Source organism: Desulfatibacillum aliphaticivorans DSM 15576, assembly GCF_000429905.1.
Lineage (GTDB): Bacteria > Desulfobacterota > Desulfobacteria > Desulfobacterales > Desulfatibacillaceae > Desulfatibacillum > Desulfatibacillum aliphaticivorans.
In genome coordinates, this window is sequence record NZ_AUCT01000002.1 from 156,748 (window position 1) to 176,304 (window position 19,557).

A 19,557-nucleotide genomic window follows, 5' to 3' on the forward strand; every position below is an offset into this window, starting at 1 on the left:
TGAAGCCCTATCTACGGTATAGGCTTTGCCAGTTTTCCCCCTGGCCCCGGTCGAAGTGTGACTACAGGGACAGGGGCGTGGTCAATATAATATCCAATGCTGGCAGTGGTTATCTTGCGGCGCTGGTCCTATGGTATAGGGTGGACCTCCAGCATGGTCAAGGCCAGAGGTTGCGCCCCGGTGATCATGGATGCAAGACCCTCCGAACCTGAGTAGCGCCCCACTGCTTACCTCTCTTAGTTGTGTAGCCCTCAGCATTCAGGGTGTCTGCTATGGCCTGATAACTCAAGCCCTTCCTGCCGCCCCTCTTGTTCCTTCTCAAGGCCCTGATGTGGCGTATGACAGTCTGCTCTTCCGCGTTGTCCTCGCCAAAGCGTTTGGCGCCTTCACACTTCCCCTTGTCCTGGCGGACCTTTTCCCGGGCTTTCTTCAGCTTGTTCACCAATAAAGACTTATCCAACTCAGAGAAGACCCCCTGGATCTGGACCATTGCCTTCCTCATGGGGTCGGACATGATCGCCTCGGTGACATTCTCGCCGGTATTGGCAGACACCAAGCTGATCCCCTTTGATACGAGGTAGATCAATAGCTGCTCCTGTATCCTGTATTCCCTCGCCAGCCGGTCCAGGGATTCAACCACGATGGTCCTGACTCCGTTCTTGAGGATATCCGAAACCATGCTCTTGAAGGCTGGTCTGGCATCCTCTCCCGTGGTTCCTGAGACACCCTCTTCTTGGTACACTGAGACCACCTCAAAGCCCTTGGAATCAGCAAAGGCCCGGATGGTTTCCAACTGTCGATCAAACCCGTTGCCGTCAATCTGGCCCTGCCCTGAGACCCTCAAATAAGCGAAGCATTTTTCCATGTAATTTCCCTCTCTCAAAGTGTGTCTTACTCATGGCTAAATACAGGTACAGCCTACACATGTCAAGATTAATCAACACATTTTCTAAAGAATTTGTGTTGAAATATCCATGGGGGGACGGTGGGTGCAGGCTCTAATTGGGTTGTCTTCCTCCTCCTCAACATGGAACATGCCCTTATTGTTTTTTACCATGCGTAGAATGTTTATTCCTGGTTCTACGTCTCTGTCGTTTTGTCTCGCTGCAATGGGTATAGATTCTAATCTTCCACCCAACGGGTGACGCGCGCCCAATATTCTATTGTTGTGGATTGATCTAAGGGTTTGTGACGGATTTTGACAAATTAGGATATAAACCCCCGACTTCATTGACAGTATTCGGGGGCCACTTATGAACAAAAGAACGAATAGAGGAAAGCTATAGATACTATAGTAATCTATAGACCAACCCTAAGCTAATGATATCTTAGTATATCCTCCCTCTCTTAAGGCTATCATATCCAGTATGACACCCTCAGTCCTCAGCAATTCAACCCCCTGCATTCCTTCCTGCCAGACATCACCCGACCCCTTAGGCTCCTACCTTGCCTACTGCTCCAAGGGGACCGGTCAATGCATATAAGGCCCTAACAGTACTAACCTCAGACCCAGGAAGGAAGACTTTCCAGATTATGACAAAAGCAATTACCGCAGGCCCCTTAGTAACCAAGAACCAGACCACCACATCCCTCACTATCGCCGACAAGTTCGGCAAGAGACACTCAAACGTCATCCAGACAATTAGAAACCTTGAGGCCAATGGATGCCCACGAGAATTTAACGAACTGAATTTTAAGTTGGTTGACTACTGGGATGCCAAGGGCGAACAAAGGCCCATGTACCAGATAACCCGTGACGGCTTCATGATGCTTGCCATGGGATTCACTGGAAAGAAGGCCATGGGCATCAAGGTGCAGTTTATCCGGGCATTCAACTCCATGGAGGCCCTGTGCAGACATCTTACAGACCCCCTATGGTTGACATACAGAGACCAGACAAAGCAGGCAAGAGACGAACTGGCGGCTTCCATCAAGGATTTTGTGGAGTATGCAGAAGGTCAAGGATCGAAGGGTGCAGGGTACTACTACGGCAACATTACCAAGATGATTTACAAGGCCCTCTTCCCTGGACGTTACAGCGCCAACATTGCAGGGGATTTCAGAGACACCCTGTCCAGGCCTGAACTTGAGTACCTCGCCAGCGCTGAGCATGTTGCAGCCAAGGCCCTGGACGAAGGCATCCAAGAGGGTTTGCCCTACAAGGAGATATACAGTCAAGCCGGGGACCGCATCCAGATGTTTGCACAAGGTAGCGAGCCAACGTATCAGCAATTCAACCTTGACGCCCCCACGTTGGAACTCCCCTTCGCCCCTGCTGAAGACTTCTAACAACAATAACGCCGCAGCACAGCCAATTCAGATGGCCTAATTTAGCCCCTATCGGGCTTTCATTATTGATACAAGCATTCCTATTGGTTTTACATTTCACTGCCTCACAGGCTGTGCTGTGGCTCCTCACATAGATATACAATTGCAATGCAGTCCCATAAAGTAAAAGCTGAGGGGTTAGCCTATTGTTGGCCGACCGCCTCAGCTTTTTTCGTCATAGGGGGGGGGTACTATGTGGATTATGCTGCTATGCGCTCCAGGCGCTCTTGCTCACTCTGGAAGCCTACAGACCTCACCAAGGCCGCAGCCTCCTGGGCTAAGACCTCCATCTGCTCTTGAATCCTGATAGCCTTGCGTTGAGTATCCTGGTCAACTTCATCCCATGCAACATAGTAAGATCCCGCATCGCCGTTAAAGTACAGGTCCACGCCTTCTTCAATCTCGACCGTCTGTCCATTTTCAGTGGTAACTAATGCCATGCTGTTGGTGCTCCCTTCATTTGGTTAATGTTGGTCCTATTGTTGCTGCTATCTATTTCCGCTGTATTTACTGGCCTTGAGGTGGCTAAGGTCCAGGTCGTAAGTTAGTTTAAGAATGCCCTCCTCATATAGCTGCTTTGGACTGAACCGCCCTCCGTAGGTAGAGTACGAAATTGTTTTCCCCGAGGAGTGACCATCAAGTTCATTGGCAATCAATTCAGGTACTCCAGCGTGTTTCAATGCAGTGATAAACGTGTGCCGGAAGCTGTGGAATGCCTTTTTACCGTCCGCAGGAAAACCAAGTGTTTTTTTGAAGCGCTGGAACCAAGACCCCACTGACTTGCCGTAGCCGTCCCGCTGGTTAGACAACTCGGGGAATAGGCGCTTAATCCTACGTCTCCGCTGCTGCTCCACATAACGAATCAGGCCAAGGTCATCCACCAGGAAGGGATGCAACGGTACAGCACGGGCGCTTGATAGGTTCTTCAGGCTTTTGTCCTTCGTGTTTTTGTTGATATCGATGCACCAAACCCCGTCCACCTGTATGAAGTCCTCAAGGTAAAGTGAGGCTATCTCATTCAGTCGCGCCCCGGTGTACAGCGCCATGGTAGGACACCAAAACTGATAGGATTTGAGGAAGGCATCATCACGGTAGCCATTGGAATTGAAAATTAACTCAAGGTCGTCCTTGGTGAAGTGCTGCCGCTTATCCCTATCCTGCCGCTTGTCCGCAGCCTTGATGCCCTCCGCAGGATCTCTGTCTATCAGTCCATTCACTGCGGCATGACTGAACACCGACTTGATGCAGCTTAGGATATCGTTCACTGTTGCAGGGGAGAGCCGGTCGTTTTCTGGGATGCTCATTTTTAGGAGTTGCTTCATTGTCCTGTGCTTATACTTGGCCCTGACTTTCCTTCTCGGCGGTAGTTGCAATAGAGCAGTTTTGAATTCGGAGATCATGCGCCTATCAATGGTCTTAATATCAACGTCCTTGCCGATGAATTCCTGAAAAGTAGAATAGGCCCCCCTGTGCTCAGTCAACGTCTTCTCGGTCCAGCCTCTCTTGTGTTCCTCGATGTAAGCCTCAATGACCTTGCTGAGGGGATCTCCCACTGTATCCTCTGCCTCGATAGGCTTGGCTTGCTGTGGTGCTGGCATAGGCGGCAATAGTTGCGCCAAGAGGGACCGCTCTTTGTTGTGATCCCCCGTCTCACGGGCAAGCAACACCTCGCCAATATCAAGGAAGCCTTCCATCATCGCCCTACAGAGCATCCCGTAGGACGCATCAGACTTCCCCACACCCTCGATGCCATGCTTTCTCAGAATCGCCCACCTTGTGATTAGACTATCCGCCATGCTGTAATCATTTAAGGCCAAGGCTTCCCGGGTATCACCCTGCACTGACCTCAGACCAAACTCTTGCGCCTCAAGTGCATTCCTCGTCCTTGGCTTGGACACAGCCCTGTATTCTGCATCTTCATCCAAGACCTCCTGCACGTAACCCCTTACGATCTCCTGTATTTTTTCCTTAGTCAGCTTCGCCATACTGCCCCCTGCTCTGATGTTATGGAAGACCACCCGAACATGAGCAGCTATAGCAGCCGCCCTATGCTTGGCGGTGGTCCTTGTCCTTGCACGTAGAGAGTATCTGAATTCAGTCCTGCCGACAAGAGGCCGTAGGTCATCCGGGACGCGCATACGGAAGACATAGCCCGAGGGAAGCTGATAGGTGTATGATGGAGATTTTGGTTTAAACGTCGAACCTGGACAAAAAGGCATCAGGCTGTCCCCTATGTGGATAACGGTTGTGGATATCCATGGACAGCCTGCTGTAATATGAGAGTATTTGAAGTGATTTCAATAAGATGGTGGAGATGAGGGGGCTCGAACCCCTGGCCTCAGCATTGCGAACGCTGCGCTCTCCCAACTGAGCTACATCCCCACGTTGGAATTGATTCGGGGAGTATTAGCAAAATAAAATGGCGGGGTCAACGGAGATTTCACATCCCCTGCAAAGAATTTACGCGTTACCGGGATTTTTCGCCATCCGGCGTTTTAAAAGGGATGGTCAGGGTGAACGCGGCGCCATGGCCCTCGCCCTTGCTTTGCGCCGACAGGCCGCCCCCCATTTCGGCCGCGGCGATGCTTCCGCTGTGCAGGCCGAATCCGTGGCCTTTTTTCCGGGTGGTGAAGCCACGGGTGAATATTCTTTCCAAATTTTCAGGGGGAATGCCCACGCCATTGTCCGAGACGCTGATGGCCAATTGATCCTCCCCGACTTTCCGGATGGAGACGTTGATCTCGCCGCGCTCCACCTCGGAATTTTTTATGGCGTGCTTTGCATTGGCTATGAGATTCACCATGATCTGCATGACCCGGTTTCTGTCCGCTAAGATGGGAGGCAAATCTTCAAAACCTCTTTTCAGCTTGATGCCGTGGCGAATCAGCGCTGCTTTATGAAGCGTGACGGCGGCCTCCACGACTTCCTGGATGTCCGTGATTTCGGTCAGGCCTGCGGCTTTTCCAAAGGATTGCTGAAGGCTGATGATGGTAACCATGTGATCGATGTATTCCCTGAGTTGTTTGGCGTCCTCTATCAATTTTCGGCGTTCCCCGCTTATATGAGCCGCCAGTTCCGCCAGGTACGCGGGCAGTTTTTTTCCCTTGGGATCCAGGGTCAGGTATTCGCCGATGGAGTCAAGGTTTTCTTTCAGCATGCCCCCGGCGCGTTCAAAATTGACCATGCGCGAGTTCTCCATCTTTTCAAGGATGGATCCGGCGGTCACGTGGACGCTGTTCAGGATGTTGCCGATATTGTGAAGCACGCCGGTGGCCACTTCGGCCATGCCAGCCTCCCTGGCGGCCAGGACCAGTTGCTTGTTGGTTTCCTCCAGTTTGGCTTCCATCATTTTCTGCTCGGTCACGTCTTCCAGGACGCTCACCACGTTCACGACTTCGCCATGTTGCTTGATAGGGTACATGGTGGCTTTCACCCACAGCTCTTTTTCCGACTCTTTTATCCGGCTTGTGGGGCGAAGTTGAAAAGGAGGGACGCGCACCACCTCTCCTGAAAACACTTTATTTAACATTTTTCTTTTGGAGGGATCGTTCATTATGGCGGGGTCTTGAAACAAGTTATAGTTGCCCACCAAGGCTTCCCGCGTAGATCCCCACATGCGGCAATGGGCGGGGTTGTTTTCCAATAGCGTCCCGTCCATGCCGTAATATTCGTAGGATATGGGCGATTGGGTGATGAGGGATTTGAACCGCTCCTCGCTTCTTTGCAGGGCATCCTCGGCGGTTTTGCGCTGGCTGATGTCAATGATGACCCCTTCCGCCGCCCCGGCTTCCGGATAGATGCGCAGGGAATAGCTGGCCCAAAACTCGGAGCCGTCCTTACGGCGCATGAGAACCTCATGATTTTCAATCATCCCGTTCGCCTGGAGGATTTCCACCATGAATTGCCTGTCCTTGGCGTTCGCGTAAAAATCCGTGGATCTCAGCCCCTGCAAGTCCTCCGGGGCTATTTGAAACATCCTTGCACAAAGTTCATTAATGGCGAGAACCTTTCCATCCCCCAGCCTGGTGCGCACCAGCCCTACCTGAGCGTTGTTGAAAAGGTCGCGAAACCGCTCCTCGCTTTTACGCAGATCCTCCTCCATAATTTTGCTGTCCGTGATATCCACCAGGATGCCTTGCAGCCCGGTAAAGCCTTCCTCGGTCATCATCGCCCTGGCATTGGCCCGAACCCAAATGATACGCCCATCCTTGCCCATCATCCGGTACTCGGTGACCTGGTTTTCGCCCTCCATGATTTTTTGAAACTGATCCATCCGGCTGGCCAGGTCTTCGGGATACACGAATTCAACGAAGTTCCTGCCGATGACTTCCTCCTGCTTGAAGCCGCTGACCTTGAAGATGTTGGGGCTTACATAGGTTATTTGCGCCTGGGCGTCGGTGGAAAAAACAATCTCATTGATGTTTTCAACCAGGCTTTTATATCTTTCGTACTCTAAGCGATTTTCACCGTCATCGCCATGCCGGCCGGACTGCTTTTCCTGCGACTTGCAGGAATTCAGTTCCCGCTCAAGCTCTTGAATGCGTATTTCCAGGTCTTCATAAGAAGATTTGGAGCCCATGGCGTTCGCCTCGTCAATATCATCGGAGTTTATAGTTGGGCGGCGGAAGCCGCGTTTTTGACAATTTGCAAAAAACATACCTTCGCATTCGGAAAAAGGAAGACGGCGGGAAAAAACAGGGGAGAATAGAAAGGGTCAAGCCTAAGTCTTTTCTTAAGGCGCAGAAGGGTTAAAACGGAAACGGGCGGCAAGCCGCCGGGATCCCTGGAAGTTTATTAATGTGCGGATAGCTTTGAAACAATCACCCGAGGCTTGGATTTCGGGTCAGGAACCGGCGCATTTCCTCTTCGGAAACCAATTCCTCGGGCTTTTTTTCCAGAATTTTCTGCTCGTACATTTTCAGGTCCGCTTCGCGAAGCACGCTGTCCATGTTCTCGGCGCGGGCTGCGTGGACCCCGATGCTCAGGCCCAGGGAAACGCCGGGAATCGCGGGATCCCGATTCCACTGCTCCAAAAGGTCCTGAATCCTCAATGCCAGCTTATCGCCGTCCTCCTGGCCGGCAAAAGGCATGAGGACGACGAACTCGTCCCCGCCGTATCGCGCCAGGATGTCGGATTTTCTCACGGACTGCTTCAGCACATTGGCCACTTGGACAAGCACCTGATCCCCTATCAGATGCCCCAACCGGTCGTTGATGCCTTTTAAGCCGTTCACGTCCATGAACAGCATGCACAAGGTCTTTTTATACCGTTTTACCCGGTCCACCTCCCTGCGGATGGCCTCGTTGAAATACAACCGGTTGTTGATTCCCGTCAGGGAGTCGATCATGGCCATTTCGCGAACCCGCTGGTGCAAAAAGGCGTTTTCGGCGGCAATGCCCGTAAAGGCGCCGATGGAGTTGAGAATTTCCATATCATCTTGCGTGAAGGATTGAAGGCCGTCGTCGCCTTTTCCTTCCGGGGACAATTTGTTGATGAGCTCTATGGCGCCCACCACCTTGTTGCCGCCGTTCACCAACGGCACGCAAACCACGGAATGGGTCTTAAAACCCAGCAACTCGTCCACCCGGGGGCTGAACCTGGCGTCCTCCCGGACATTTTCAATGACCAGGGGTTTCGCGTTCTGGCAAACCCAGCCCACAATGCCCTCCCCGCACTCCAGATAAAACCGGCGCAGTTTGGTCGCGTCCACGCCCATGACGATCTCAAAGCGCAGCCTTCCTGTGTCCTTGTCCACCAGAAGCAGGGACCAGTTTCGCGGGTTGAAGTGCTCGCCCACAAGGGCCATCACCCGTTCAAAGACGACCTTTGGGTCCAGGGAGGACGTCAAAATTCTCCCTATTTTGCAAAAAATGTTAGGGCTCACGTTGCAACCGTGCGTTGTTTGTTCGGAGAGATTGTTTGTCATAGTATTGCGCTTTAACGATCCTGAAGGTTTAAGGCGTTCTGCGAGGCATTGCTCTAAGGCGGCGTCCTGTGTTTTGAACAATGTTTATCACAACGACTGCATGGAGAACAAGCCCACGCCCCGCAAAATAAATTTGTCCATGTGATCAATTCCTGCTATACCTCGCTCGATAAATGCAATTTTCAGACCAGGAGGGGTGCATGCGCAGTATTGTTTTCGGCGGTTTGACCGCCTGGGGGGTCTTGGCCTTTCATCTGCCCCAAATGTGGCTCATGTTTTTCCTGCTTTTTCCCAAAACCGGACCGGGAACCTGGCGGGATGCGGTTTTCAACGCCCTCATATTCGCCGCCTGGGGGCTGATCCACAGCATCCTGGCGCGGGACTTCTCCCACAGGATCATGGCGAAACTCGTGGGCGAGGATTTCGTCAAACTGCTTTACGTCTCCATCGCCGGACTGACCCAATGCGCCTTAATTTTTTTATGGAGGCCGCTGGAAGGGGTGTTCTGGCAGGCGGACGGGGTTTGGCGCGGGGTGTTGATCGCCGCTTTTCTGGCCGCAGCCGGCGCAGTCTGGGTCACGTCCATTCTATTGGACTACATGGAAGCCTTAGGCGTGCGCGCCGTGATAAGGCGCTGGAAAAGGCAGGAAGTCCCGCCCCCGGTCCTGTCCATGAAAGGCCCTTACGCCCATTGCCGCCACCCGGTGTATTTTTTCACCCTGTTCTTCCTGTGGATCGGACCGGTCATGAACGCAACCCGTCTGGAATTCGCCCTTTTGGGGACGATTTACGTGCTGGCGGGCATGCGCCTGGAAGACAGGGACACGGCCATAATTCTCGGGGAGGAGTACCGGGAGTACCAGAAACACGTGCCTATCCTCATCCCCAGGCTCAAACCCTGGCGGCGGGAAAAAGGCGATCCGGCGGCCAGGGTTTAATGCTATTTGTTCAAGCAGCATTTCTTGTATTTTTTGCCGCTTTCCTGGTTAAGATCATATTCCGTCCATATCAGGTCCATGATTTTAGGAGCATATTGAACGGCCTTGGAAGAGCCTAAAAGCCTCATCAGGCTGGGAATCATTTCATCAGGCGGATTGTCCAGCAGGTTTCCAACCTCCTGCGGGCAGGACTCCGGGTATAAATTGGCTAAATTCTGCAAAGCCCATAATCTGACTAAAAAATCCTCATGACTCAAGCGGCTGGTGTAATCATTTTCGGTCCAAAGAAGCTGCATGATTTCCTCCTCATTATTCATATTCCCGGGTAAGCAAGAGTCCTTTCCTAATGACACACCCAGCCTTCGGAGTCAAAAGGAGTTGGCGAATACCCTAAATACCATGCTTGGATTGGCGCCGGCCTCAAAAATCTCTACAAATAGGCACGTTTCCTCCAATCCCGGAAAGGCCGGGCGAAGGTTCCGTTCCGTCATGCGCCTTCGATAGGCAGTGCAGAAATACTGAAAAATATATCATTAAAAATATTTAAATATACCATATATCCATGATTAAATGTATTATGGAAAAATCTGTTTTTCGGGGGGCTTTCCCTCAGCCTAAAAGCAATTCCGGCTTGCATCTCCTTGGCATTAATAATAATATGGCGCGCAGGGAGGATTGAACTATGCCGAAAAAGCGGAAACCCCATGGAAGGGATGAGGTAATGGCCTCGGTTTTGGAAGCCGCTTCGGAGCTGTTTGCCAACAAAGGCGTGGCAGGCGTGTCTGTAAGGGATATTGCGGCCAAGGCGGGAGTGAATCATGGATTGATTCATCGCCATTTTGGCTCCAAGGAAGTATTGCGCCGTCAGACGCAGGAAAAGCTGTCGGCCGACTTAATTGGCGAAATGGGCCCAGGATCAAGTTTTGAAGAGACCATGTCCATGGCTTGGGCGGCCCTGCTAAAACACGATGCCTATTGGAGGGTGCTCGCCCGCACTCTGCTTGACGGGAAATGGCAGGGGGAAATCCAAAGCGATTTTCCGTTTGTGGACCTTGCTGTGCAAATGGCGAAAAAGGAGCAAGAACAGGGGCGGGTCATAGAGGACGCCGACCCCAAGATGATCGTGGCCGGCATCATGGCCATGGCGTTGGGTCTGGAGGTTTTTCAGGATTACATACTCACCGCCGCCAAGCTAAAGGACGGAGATCCCTTGGCGACCAAGGCGAATATCCTGAATTTTTGGAGAGATCTGGTAAAATTGGAGGAAGAGCCCCCCGAGTGAAACCGCCTTGCTAAAGCGGGGCGCCGCAGTATTTGCAATATTCAGCATCCGGGTCATGCCCCTCTTTGCTGCATTGAGGGCACGCCTGGGTGCTGATTTTTTTTTGCTCCGGGCCTTTGACCAGCTCCGCGGAGACAATCCCCGTGGGCACGGCGATGATGGCGTATCCCAAAATCATCACCAGGGCGGCCAAGGCCTGCCCGGGCGCGGTTTTGGGGGAAATGTCCCCGTAGCCGACCGTGGTAAGCGTTACGACAGCCCAATATATGCTGGCGGGGATGGACACGAATCCGTTTTTCTCGCCTTCGATCACGTACATGGCCGAGCCCAGGATGACCACCATGGCGGCCACGGCGAATAAAAACACCGTAATCTTGCGTCTGCTGGAAGCCAAGGCGCCCATGAGCACGTTGGCCTCACCTACGTATTGAGCCAGCTTAAGGATTCGAAAGACACGGAGAAGCCGCAAAACGCGGATGACGGTCAGGTAATGGCTGCCGGGAATGAAAACGCTCAGGTAGGTGGGCAGAATCGCCAACAGATCGACTATTCCAAAAAAACTGCCGGCGTAGCGCAGGGGTTTGCCCACGCAAATCAGACGCAGGACGTACTCCACTGTAAACAGGGCGGTGAAAACCCACTCTAAAACATAAAGCGCCTTGCCGTATTGGACCTGGATGCTGTGAACGGAGTCGGCCATCACCACCAGCACGGAAAGCATGATGCTGATGATGAGGATCACATCAAAGGCTTTTCCGGCCGGGGTGTCGGCTTCAAAAATGATCTCATGGCCCAGGGCGCGAAGGCCTCCGGGCCGCAAATCCTTTTTATAAGTAGTCATGAGAGCTGATGATTGAAAACCGGCCGCGGAATAAGCCCGCCCCTCGCCCGGCTATCTTTTCCGGGTCATTTTTTGAAAATCGCAGGCAATCAGGGTGGTCACGGAAACGCAGGCGGCCACGTGGTCCAAAATCGCCCGGATCATGGGGGAAGCCTCATCGTACTCCTGCTGCACAAGCTCCAGATCCAAAGGCGCCAGTTTGACGTCCTCCGTGGCGTACAGGGCCGCGCCCGAAGGTTCGTGCCCGGTGTTTATGCAGGGGATGTTCCCCACATAATCCCCTTTTTCCAGAAACGCCAAAGGGATCGGGCCTTTTTTGGTCTTGCGCACCACGCAGACTTCGCCTTCTTCGATCAAGTGAGCCTGCTCGTCCGTAGAGCCCTGCTCCATCAACAGGCGTTTTCCGGCCAGCACTTCCTTGACGTTCAATTGTTTCAGGTGAATGTCCACAACCGTATCCGTGGCCTGACGCAACCGTTTGTCCAGGCTTACCGCAATGGACCGGAACTTGGGCGTCAAAATGGAAAATTCCGTGTGGATGCGCTGCATGTCCAACACGCCCAGGCCCACCCGGCCCCTGGCCACCAAGGTGGCGGTTCTGACGCTTTTGGTGCTCATGAGGGAGGAAATGTTGCCGATGAGCGATCCGGGCCCTAAACGGGTGATTGTCACCCCGTCTTTGGGCGTCTGGCGAATAACGTCCGCGTATCCGTCCAGCATCACGCATATCCAGTCCCCGTGGCGCCCCTGGGTCACGATATTCTTTCCGTTGGCGACTTCCTCCTCGTCAAGCACGTAGGAGTAGTTGGAGATAGGCCTTCTGACGACGGGCAGATTGGAGCCGTCCGTGGTGTTTTGATCGTCTTGAATGAACGCCTCTTCCGGACCTTTTTTAGCAATCTTTCCGTCGTCCAGCATCCGGGTGCCGTCCAGGATGATTTCCATCATACCCGCTTTTATCACCCGGGAGGCGGTGACTTTTTCCGTGGAAAAAGTAAAAGTTCCTTCCACCCAGCCAAATAATTCATACAGGGCTTCTATGCCGCTTTTATCTTCTGCCAGGGCGTCAACGGCTGCGCCCTTGTTAAAATAAACCACCCCCGGCGTCGGAGTGTATGGATTTTTAACCCTTAAAATGCCCGAACAAGTATTGGTATGGAGAAGCTGCAGCACATCAGGCAAGGTCAAAAACTCCAGATTGCCGGACAAAGCGCTTGTATCAACAGTCATATCTATATTGCCCCTGTCGGTGGGTTAGTTTAAACAGGTTCGTTTTTAATAATTGAAAAATCGGCATTCTATCTTCAATAACCCTAACAAATGCACCCCGGATTTGGCAAGCCTTTTGTAATCCGCCTTTCGTGAGGAGTTTCACTGGAGCCCCATGAATTTTATCACTATTATTCATAGTTTTTACTTTCCCGGGCAGCAAGGTACTGTGATGCGCACGCTCTTTTAGCCGCGATTTCTCCATGCACCCAATTTTTTTCATTATGGGCCTGAAAACCCAGCCATTGCATTTTCGGCAATTCTGTCGGATACAATAAGAAATTTTTTTCTGACGGCCCGCCAAAGGCCCAAGAGACCCGGCCCAATGATCCCGGAGCAGTGCAAAAAACCATGCAGCCGATGAAGAAAGGCGCTCTCATGACATACGACCTGATTATTGAAAACGGAATTTTGCTCACAGCGGACGAGGACTCCCATATTCATAAAGACGGTCTTATTTGCGTCGCCGGCGGCGAAATCATGTTCGCCGGCCCCAGGGATAAGGCTCCTGAACGCAAGGGCGCCCGGCAGGTCGTTGACGCCTGCGGCGGAATCATCATGCCGGGCCTCGTAAACTCGCACACGCATGTTCCCATGAGCATTTTCCGTGGGCTGGCCGACGACCTGCCCTTGGAAACCTGGCTGAACGAACACATGTTCCCGGCGGAAGCCGCGCACATCAATCCTGAGACTGTCAGAATCGGGACCCTGCTTTCCTGCGCGGAAATGCTGCTTTCAGGAACCACCTGCTTCTGCGACGGATATTTTTACGAGGACGCCGTGGCTCAGGCTGCGTCGGAGACCGGCCTGCGCGCCGTCCTGGCCCACGGAATCATAGACTTCCCGGCGCCCGGCGTTCCCGACCCCAGCCAAAACGTCCGGGCCTCGGCCAGCTACGCAAAGGAATGGAAGGGAAAAACGCCGCTTATCACGCCGTCCATCTTTTGCCACTCGGCCTATACCTGCTCGGCGGAAACCATTCAGAACGCCAAAAAGGAGGCCGCCGCCCTGGGCGTGCTCCTTCAAATCCACGCGGCCGAGTCCAAGTTCGAGCACACGCAAAGCATGGAGCAGCACGGCCTTTCTCCGGTCCAATATTTGGATGGGTTGGGCGTCCTGGATGAAAACACCCTTGTGGTGCATGGCGTATGGGTGGACGACAAGGACATGGAAATCCTGTCTCAAAAAAACGCCGCCGTGTCCGTGACCACGCACAGCGAAATGAAGCTGGCTTCCGGCGTGGCGCCCATCCCCGCCTACTTGCGCGCCGGAGTGCGGGTGGGCCTGGGTACGGACGGTCCGGCGTCCAACAACAACTACGATATGTTCAGCGAAATGGATTTGACCGCAAAGATCCATAAAGCCCTGAACCTGGACCCCACGGAACTGGATGCGGCCACCGCCATCGCCCTGGCCGCCAGGATGTCGGCCGACGCCATTGGCCTGGGGGCTGTGACGGGCTCCCTGGAAAAGGGAAAAAGGGCGGACATCATCGTCATCGACGTGGACGCGCCCAATATGACGCCCATGTATCACCCGGAGTCTGCGGTGGTCTATGCGGCTTCGGCGGACAATGTTAAACACGTGTTCGTCGACGGCAGGCAGCTGGTTCAGGATGGACGCCTGACCCGCATGGACCTGGAAAAAATCATGGATGAAGTGCGGAGCCTTGCTAAAGCCATTGGAGGGTAGAAGACGTGAAACTATCCAGTTTTCAGGTAAATGCCGAATCCCGCCCCAAAATCCGATTTGGGGCCTTGATGAAAAATGAAAAAACCCTGGTCAGCTTTGCTGACGCAGCCCAGGCCCTGGACGGGAAAAAGCCCCGGGCTTTGGCCAATGCCTTGGCGTTTTTGGAAGGGGGCGCAAAGGCAAAGGACCAGGCGTTTGAAATTCTTGAAAGAGGGGAAAAGGAAAAGCCAAGCGGAGCCTGCTTTCCTGTGGATTCCGTCAGCCTGCTGGCGCCCGTTCCCAGGCCTGTATCCATCCGGGATTGCCTGGCCTTTGAAAAGCACTTGAATCAAAGCGCACAAACCGTCATCAAGTGGCGCTCTCCGGCTTTGGCCGCCGCCAACCGGCTATTCGCCAAATACAAGGGAAGCCCTCTGATCAAGCCGCCCAAGGTCTGGTACAAGTTTCCGGTTTATTATACGGGCAACCCCATGTGCATGGTGGGGCCGAATCATGACATCCAGTGGCCGTCCTACTCCAAAAAACTGGACTATGAACTGGAGATGGGGATTTACATCGGCAAACAGGGAATTAACATCCCCCGGGATAAAGCGGCCTCTTACATCGCCGGATACACCATATTCAACGATTTCTCGGCCAGGGACATGCAAATGCGGGAGATGGCCGGAAGATTGGGGCCGGCCAAAGGCAAGAATTTCGACACATCCTACGTCACCGGCCCCTGGCTGGTCACTCCGGACGAAATTCCCGACCCGTACAATCTGACCATGATCGCCCGGGTAAACGGCGAGGAATGGTCCCGGGGCAATTCAGGCGACATGTATCATAAATTCGAAGACATGATCCGCCATATCTCCCAGGACGAAACCCTCTACCCCGGAGAGTTGATCGGCTCCGGCACTGTGGGCGGAGGCTGCGGCCTGGAGCTGGACCGCTGGCTTTCCCCCGGCGACGTGGTGGAGCTGGAAATCGAGGGCCTGGGCGTTTTAAGAAACCGCGTCGTTCGATCCGCTGATTAAGCCTCTCTAAGATAATTTTCCTCCTTACTTCGGCCGATATTTTCCTTGACCTAAATATGTAGTGTGTAGTACACAATAAATAATTATCCAAAAACCCCGTAAAAACCAAGGAGGTGATGCCGCCCTGCGCCAAGACCAAGGCCGTTTGACGTACTCATCCGCTCATGACCCTACAAAAAATAAGGAGAAAACCATGGACAGAGAGATGACCCCGTCTGAAAAAACGGAATACAAAAGACACTTTCCAAACCTGGACGTTGACAGAGCCCGGGTTACGGACGATGCCACCGACGTATACAACTGCATTGCCTGGACCGTGGACGTGGATTGGGATTGGTTATGGCCCGGGGCCACCATCAATGAATTTGACGTGTTTTACCAAGGTTATGGCTTTGTGCGCCAAAGTTCCGGCCCCGTGGCGGTTTGGGCGCTTAACGGCGACTACAACCAGATGACCCATGGATGCATATCCGGCCCCGGACACGGCCCGCGATGGGAGTCCAAGTGCGGCGCCGGCCTTCGAATTCAGCACGGGCTGACGGAGTTGGAAGGGGCGATTTATGGACAGGTGATCGCGTATTATGCTAAATCAAGAGATTCCCGTGTGTTGGATAAAGCCGCCATGCTGAAAGACGAGGTGAGGAAGAGCAAGGAGGTGGGCGCCATGCTGCTGGACGAGTACCAGAAAAAGGCCCTGGATGGTTTAAAGGAAGCTATCCCCAAGGACACGGTGGAGGCCTTTGAAAACCGCTTTAGCGCCTGGAAGGAGACCTGGAAATCCGGCCACCGGATATTGCTCTCCAACACCAGTTACGTCAGGCACAGCGATGAATTCGTTGAACTGGCCGGCATGGGCAAGGAAATAATGCCCCTGCTTATAGAGAAACTTGTAGAGCCGGACAATTTCCGGGCTTTGCACCTGTATGACGCTTTGCAGACGGATAAATTCCTGAAAGTGCTTCCCGGCAGCAGCGAGGAAGTCATCCTGAAAGGGGAGCGTTTCAGGGCCGAGGAAGTAGTCAAACTCTTCCTGTCCAACACTTAGCCTTTTTCTGCTGCGCCTCCTCTGTCGTCAAGCGGAGGCGCAGGATCGTTCTTTTCACTGGCGGCGCCATAAACACACATCAACATGCCCTTGCTGTACGCCCTGCCCCGTGCTAAAATCTTTTTGGTCAAAAAATTAGCAAGTGATAATCAACGTTTTAATTTAAAACCAATACCACGCAAACAATGCCCCCAAAACCGGATAAAGTCGCGGAGTACATTTACGCCCTCAAAGCCTCCTCGCGCATGGCCGACCAGGTGGTGACCCACCGGTCTTTTCCCAAATCCAGGGCGCAGTACGGCCAGCCAGAGGCGCCGTGGCCGGAGCCCATCGCCCACATCCTGAAAAAGGCGGATGTCAAGAAGCTGTTCAAGCATCAGGTGCAGGCCATAGACCTGATCCGCAGGGGCGAAAATATTGTGGCGGCCACGCCCACGGCCAGCGGCAAGACCTTCATGTACAACCTGCCCGTGCTTGAGGCTCTGGCGCAGGACCCCGGCGCCCATGCCCTGTATATGTTTCCGTTAAAAGCCCTGACCCAGGACCAGATCAAGACCTTCCGCAAGCTGGCTGCTAATATGGAAAACGGGCCCACGGCCGAAATCTACGACGGCGACACCACGTCTTACCGGCGCCGCAAAATCAAGGAGGCGCCGCCCAACGCCCTATTCACCAATCCGGAAATGCTGCATCTGGGCTTTTTGCCCTACCATCACAATTGGGAGGGTTTTTTCGGCAAGCTGAAATTCATCATCGTGGATGAGGTGCATACCTACCGGGGCGTTATGGGCTCCCATATGGCCTGGGTCTTTGCGCGGCTATTGCGGGTATGCCGCTATTACGGCTCCGATCCTCAATTTGTTATGTGCTCGGCCACTATCGCCAATCCCCGCGATCTGGCTTGCAGGCTCACCGGGCGGAATTTCAAGCTGGTGGAAAAAAGCACCGCTCCCCGGGGCGCACGCCACGTGGTGTTTATGAATCCCCAGACAGGCCCGGCCCAGACGGCCATCATGCTTCTTAAGGCGGCCCTGGCAAGGGGGCTGCGCACCATTGTCTACACCCAATCCCGTAAGATGACCGAACTCATTTCCATGTGGGCGTCCGAAAGGGCCGGGGAGTTCAAGGACAAAATCAGCGCCTACCGGGCTGGATATCTGCCGGAAGAGCGGCGCGAAATCGAAACAAAGCTGGCCAGCGGCGAGTTGCTGGCCGTGGTTTCCACCAGCGCCCTGGAACTGGGGATAGACATAGGCGCCCTGGACCTGTGCATCCTGGTGGGGTATCCAGGCACGGTCATGGCAACCTGGCAGCGCGGGGGGCGCGTGGGCCGGGATTTGTCCGAGTCGGCCATGGTGCTCATCGCCGGGGAGGACGCCCTGGATCAGTATTTCATGCGGAACCCGGAGGACTTTTTCTCCCGCAGCGTGGAAAACGCGGTCATCAATCCCCTGAACCCTGTCATCAGCGCAAGGCATATTGAATGCGCCGCCGCAGAGCTTCCCCTGAACCTGGACGACCCCATCCTCCAATCCGGCGAATTGGATAATACCATTTACGGCCTGGAACAGGAAGGCAAGCTGCTGAGAGACGCCGAGGGAAGCAGGCTGTACGCCTCCAAAAAGAAACCCCAACGGGACGTGGACCTGCGCGGCTCGGGGAGCCAGTTCACCATCATGGTCGCCGATCCCGAAGACCCGGAAGGCCCCGGCGGCCAGAGCGTGGGCCAGATCGACCTGTTCCGGGCTTTCCGCGAAACCCATCCCGGCGCCATTTATCTGCATCTGGGCAGAACCTATCGGGTGGACGCCCTGGATCTTGCCCGCAGGACCGTATACGCCCGGCCCGCCCACGTGGATTATTACACCCAGGCAAGGGGCGACAAGGACACGGAGATCCTGGAGATCTTCGATGAAAAAACCGTGTGGGGAACCCGGGTGTATTGCGGCAGGCTGAAGGTGACGGATCAGGTGACGGGTTTTGAAAGCAAGAAAGTCCGCACCCGGAAAAGCCTGGGAATCACGCCCCTGGATCTGCCGTCCAACACCTTCGAAACCCAGGGGCTTTGGTTTGAAATCCCCGGCCATACCCAAAAGGCCGTGGAAGACAAATTCATGCATTTCATGGGGGGCATCCACGCCATTGAGCATGCGGCCATCGGCATAGCCCCCTTGATCGTCATGGCCGACCGCAACGACCTGGGCGGCATTTCCACGCCCTTCCATCCTCAAATGGGAGGTCCGGCGGTTTTCATCTACGACGGCGTGCCCGGAGGCGTGGGGCTTTCCCTCATCGCTTTTAAAAAGGCCTTGGAGCTGTTTTCCAAAACCATGCAGGCTATCAAGTCCTGCCCCTGTGAAACCGGATGCCCCAGTTGCGTGCACTCCCCCAAGTGCGGCTCCGGCAACCGGCCCATCGACAAGGAAGCGTCTCTTTTTATATTGGAGTCCATCAGAGGCGCCAAGCCGGAAAAACGGAAAAGAATCGTTCTTAATAAACCTGAAGAGGCGAACAAGGCGGCTGAGCAGGCCCCGCCCCCGGAAAAACCGGCCATAAATATACAATCATCTGAAAACAAAGGTGTTGACCTGGGGCAAGCCTACGCGGCCGCCATTGACGCATACATCCAACCGGAAAGAGAGCATAACCCCTTCAAGTCCCAGGAAAACTATGGAGTTCTGGATATTGAAACCCGGCGCAGCGCCGCCGAAGTGGGGGGATGGGGCGCCGCCTACCGCATGGGCGTAAGCTGCTCCGTGCTTTACGACTCCCGGGACGGCAAATTCCACGAATATTTCCAGGACGACACCGACGCCCTGGCTCAACACCTGACTCAACTGGATTTGGTGGTGGGGTTCAACATCATCCGGTTCGATTATCAGGTGCTTTCGGCCCATACGGCCTTTGATTTTTCCCAAATCCCCACCCTGGACATGCTCCAGAAAATCTACGGCGTGTTGGGCTACCGCATTTCCCTGGACAAGCTGGCCCAGCACACCCTTGGGACGCAAAAGACTGCGGACGGGCTCCAAGCCCTCAAGTGGTGGAAGCAGGGAAAAATAGACAAGATCCTGAAATACTGCCGGGCTGACGTGGCCATCACCCGGGACCTGTTCCTTTACGGCCGGGAGCACGGCCATCTTTTGTTCCAAAACAAAGCCAAAAAGGTGGTCCGGGTTCCGGTCAAGTGGTGAATTTGCCCCCCAAATAAAATTC

15 protein-coding genes, 1 tRNA gene and 1 pseudogene are annotated in these 19,557 nt (G+C 53.9%); 7 read left to right on the top strand and 10 right to left on the bottom strand.

Features of this window, described 5'->3' with window-relative positions; translation table 11 throughout:
• Positions 1-184 precede the first annotated feature (184 nt).
• Positions 185-865: a recombinase family protein gene (locus G491_RS0102895; protein ID WP_028313514.1), complete on the bottom strand. Its 681-nt coding sequence runs from the start codon at positions 863-865 to the stop codon at positions 185-187.
• Positions 866-1,533: 668 nt separating this feature from the next.
• Between G491_RS0102895 and G491_RS33275 the strand changes: the two genes are divergently transcribed.
• Positions 1,534-2,289 (top strand): Rha family transcriptional regulator, encoded by a 756-nt coding sequence (locus G491_RS33275; RefSeq protein ID WP_051326991.1) that lies wholly within the window; start codon positions 1,534-1,536, stop codon positions 2,287-2,289.
• A gap of 239 nt (positions 2,290-2,528) precedes the next feature.
• On the opposite strand, the gene G491_RS0102905 is transcribed toward G491_RS33275, so the two are convergent.
• The 6 genes and pseudogenes from G491_RS0102905 to G491_RS29200 form a co-directional block, all read right to left on the bottom strand.
• Complete coding sequence (locus G491_RS0102905; protein ID WP_028313515.1) at positions 2,529-2,768, bottom strand: hypothetical protein; 240 nt, start codon at positions 2,766-2,768, stop codon at positions 2,529-2,531.
• A 48-nt stretch (positions 2,769-2,816) separates the two neighbouring features.
• On the bottom strand, positions 2,817-4,313 hold the full coding sequence (locus G491_RS0102910; RefSeq protein ID WP_028313516.1) for a site-specific integrase: 1,497 nt from the start codon (positions 4,311-4,313) through the stop codon (positions 2,817-2,819).
• A 24-nt stretch (positions 4,314-4,337) separates the two neighbouring features.
• Positions 4,338-4,547: pseudogene (locus G491_RS36695) on the bottom strand (DUF6538 domain-containing protein); the annotation flags it as partial.
• An 87-nt stretch (positions 4,548-4,634) separates the two neighbouring features.
• A tRNA-Ala gene (locus G491_RS0102915) sits at positions 4,635-4,710 on the bottom strand.
• A gap of 85 nt (positions 4,711-4,795) precedes the next feature.
• Positions 4,796-6,907, bottom strand: coding sequence for a PAS domain S-box protein (locus G491_RS33280; RefSeq protein ID WP_051326992.1), 2,112 nt, complete (start codon positions 6,905-6,907; stop codon positions 4,796-4,798).
• Positions 6,908-7,148: 241 nt separating this feature from the next.
• The gene (locus G491_RS29200; RefSeq protein WP_051326993.1) at positions 7,149-8,177 is read right to left on the bottom strand and encodes a sensor domain-containing diguanylate cyclase; all 1,029 of its coding nucleotides are present in this window, start codon (positions 8,175-8,177) and stop codon (positions 7,149-7,151) included.
• Positions 8,178-8,455: 278 nt separating this feature from the next.
• Here G491_RS29200 and G491_RS0102935 point away from each other — a divergent pair, with 278 nt between their 5' ends.
• Positions 8,456-9,193: a methyltransferase family protein gene (locus G491_RS0102935; RefSeq protein ID WP_028313517.1), complete on the top strand. Its 738-nt coding sequence runs from the start codon at positions 8,456-8,458 to the stop codon at positions 9,191-9,193.
• A 2-nt stretch (positions 9,194-9,195) separates the two neighbouring features.
• Here G491_RS0102935 and G491_RS0102940 read toward each other — a convergent pair whose 3' ends face one another.
• A complete protein-coding gene (locus G491_RS0102940; protein ID WP_157467941.1) occupies positions 9,196-9,489 on the bottom strand; it encodes a hypothetical protein in 294 nt (97 codons plus the stop codon).
• A gap of 386 nt (positions 9,490-9,875) precedes the next feature.
• Here G491_RS0102940 and G491_RS33285 point away from each other — a divergent pair, with 386 nt between their 5' ends.
• Positions 9,876-10,475 carry a TetR/AcrR family transcriptional regulator gene (locus tag G491_RS33285; protein WP_051326994.1) on the top strand — a complete coding sequence of 200 codons (600 nt, stop codon included), beginning with the start codon at positions 9,876-9,878 and terminating at the stop codon, positions 10,473-10,475.
• A 10-nt stretch (positions 10,476-10,485) separates the two neighbouring features.
• Here G491_RS33285 and G491_RS0102955 read toward each other — a convergent pair whose 3' ends face one another.
• Both G491_RS0102955 and G491_RS0102960 read right to left on the bottom strand, forming a co-directional pair.
• Positions 10,486-11,316: an ion transporter gene (locus G491_RS0102955; RefSeq protein WP_028313519.1), complete on the bottom strand. Its 831-nt coding sequence runs from the start codon at positions 11,314-11,316 to the stop codon at positions 10,486-10,488.
• 51 nt (positions 11,317-11,367) lie between these two features.
• On the bottom strand, positions 11,368-12,546 hold the full coding sequence (locus G491_RS0102960) for a DUF4388 domain-containing protein (protein WP_028313520.1): 1,179 nt from the start codon (positions 12,544-12,546) through the stop codon (positions 11,368-11,370).
• Between the two features lie 390 nt (positions 12,547-12,936).
• Between G491_RS0102960 and G491_RS0102965 the strand changes: the two genes are divergently transcribed.
• The 4 genes from G491_RS0102965 to G491_RS0102980 all read left to right on the top strand — a co-directional run bounded on the left by G491_RS0102965 (position 12,937) and on the right by G491_RS0102980 (position 19,535).
• Positions 12,937-14,277, top strand: coding sequence for an amidohydrolase family protein (locus G491_RS0102965; RefSeq protein ID WP_028313521.1), 1,341 nt, complete (start codon positions 12,937-12,939; stop codon positions 14,275-14,277).
• Positions 14,278-14,282: 5 nt separating this feature from the next.
• Positions 14,283-15,296: a fumarylacetoacetate hydrolase family protein gene (locus tag G491_RS0102970; RefSeq protein WP_028313522.1), complete on the top strand. Its 1,014-nt coding sequence runs from the start codon at positions 14,283-14,285 to the stop codon at positions 15,294-15,296.
• 193 nt (positions 15,297-15,489) lie between these two features.
• A complete protein-coding gene (locus G491_RS0102975) occupies positions 15,490-16,341 on the top strand; it encodes a DUF7689 domain-containing protein (RefSeq protein WP_028313523.1) in 852 nt (283 codons plus the stop codon).
• 185 nt (positions 16,342-16,526) lie between these two features.
• Positions 16,527-19,535, top strand: coding sequence for a DEAD/DEAH box helicase (locus G491_RS0102980; RefSeq protein ID WP_028313524.1), 3,009 nt, complete (start codon positions 16,527-16,529; stop codon positions 19,533-19,535).
• The last annotated feature ends 22 nt before the right edge of the window (positions 19,536-19,557 follow it).

Bases quoted from the DNA above. Each gene is read 5' to 3' on its own strand.
- G491_RS33285 (WP_051326994.1), top strand. From the start codon at position 9,876: ATGCCGAAAAAGCGGAAACCCCATGGAAGGGATGAGGTAATGGCCTCG.
- G491_RS0102895 (WP_028313514.1), bottom strand. From the start codon at position 865: ATGGAAAAATGCTTCGCTTATTTGAGGGTCTCAGGGCAGGGCCAGATT.
- G491_RS0102955 (WP_028313519.1), bottom strand. From the start codon at position 11,316: ATGACTACTTATAAAAAGGATTTGCGGCCCGGAGGCCTTCGCGCCCTG.
- G491_RS0102910 (WP_028313516.1), bottom strand. From the start codon at position 4,313: ATGGCGAAGCTGACTAAGGAAAAAATACAGGAGATCGTAAGGGGTTAC.
- G491_RS0102965 (WP_028313521.1), top strand. From the start codon at position 12,937: ATGCAGCCGATGAAGAAAGGCGCTCTCATGACATACGACCTGATTATT.
- G491_RS33280 (WP_051326992.1), bottom strand. From the start codon at position 6,907: ATGGGCTCCAAATCTTCTTATGAAGACCTGGAAATACGCATTCAAGAG.
- G491_RS0102980 (WP_028313524.1), top strand. From the start codon at position 16,527: ATGCCCCCAAAACCGGATAAAGTCGCGGAGTACATTTACGCCCTCAAA.
- G491_RS0102960 (WP_028313520.1), bottom strand. From the start codon at position 12,546: ATGACTGTTGATACAAGCGCTTTGTCCGGCAATCTGGAGTTTTTGACC.
- G491_RS0102975 (WP_028313523.1), top strand. From the start codon at position 15,490: ATGGACAGAGAGATGACCCCGTCTGAAAAAACGGAATACAAAAGACAC.
- G491_RS0102905 (WP_028313515.1), bottom strand. From the start codon at position 2,768: ATGGCATTAGTTACCACTGAAAATGGACAGACGGTCGAGATTGAAGAA.
- G491_RS0102935 (WP_028313517.1), top strand. From the start codon at position 8,456: ATGCGCAGTATTGTTTTCGGCGGTTTGACCGCCTGGGGGGTCTTGGCC.
- G491_RS33275 (WP_051326991.1), top strand. From the start codon at position 1,534: ATGACAAAAGCAATTACCGCAGGCCCCTTAGTAACCAAGAACCAGACC.
- G491_RS0102940 (WP_157467941.1), bottom strand. From the start codon at position 9,489: ATGCAGCTTCTTTGGACCGAAAATGATTACACCAGCCGCTTGAGTCAT.